Origin of the sequence: Caulobacter sp. 602-1, assembly GCF_003931565.1 — a bacterium.
Lineage (GTDB): Bacteria > Pseudomonadota > Alphaproteobacteria > Caulobacterales > Caulobacteraceae > Caulobacter.
In genome coordinates, this window is record NZ_RRYI01000202.1 from 1 (window position 1) to 276 (window position 276).

At 69.9% G+C, this 276-nt stretch carries 1 protein-coding gene; it reads right to left on the reverse strand.

Annotation, left to right across the window (positions count from 1 at the left end; translation table 11 throughout):
* Positions 1 to 68: 68 nt before the first annotated feature.
* Positions 69 to 272 (reverse strand): hypothetical protein, encoded by a 204-nt coding sequence (locus tag EIK80_RS25870; protein WP_125159739.1) that lies wholly within the window; start codon positions 270 to 272, stop codon positions 69 to 71.
* Positions 273 to 276: the final 4 nt, after the last annotated feature.

Consider the following 276-nt stretch of genomic DNA (forward strand, 5'->3'; position numbering starts at 1 on the left):
TGGCGGTGGGATCGGCTCCCCGGGAGGTCCGGGGAGCCATCTTCGGGACTCTGGTCGGTTATCTTTAGTTAGGCGCTCTTTTCGGTGCCCTTGTCACGGACGGTGGGGACGATCTGGTCGCCCCAGTTGCCCGAGCCGTCGTGGTGGCGCGAGGCCCGCACCAGCTCGACCGAGTAGCCGGCCTCGATGGCGCGGCGCACGGCCTCGTTGAGGCGGTCAGAGGCCTCGGCCACGCGGTCGACGGCGCGCTCCTTGGCGTCCGAGTTCGGCATGGCG

Bases quoted from the DNA above. Each gene is read 5' to 3' on its own strand.
- EIK80_RS25870 (WP_125159739.1), bottom strand. From the start codon at position 272: ATGCCGAACTCGGACGCCAAGGAGCGCGCCGTCGACCGCGTGGCCGAG.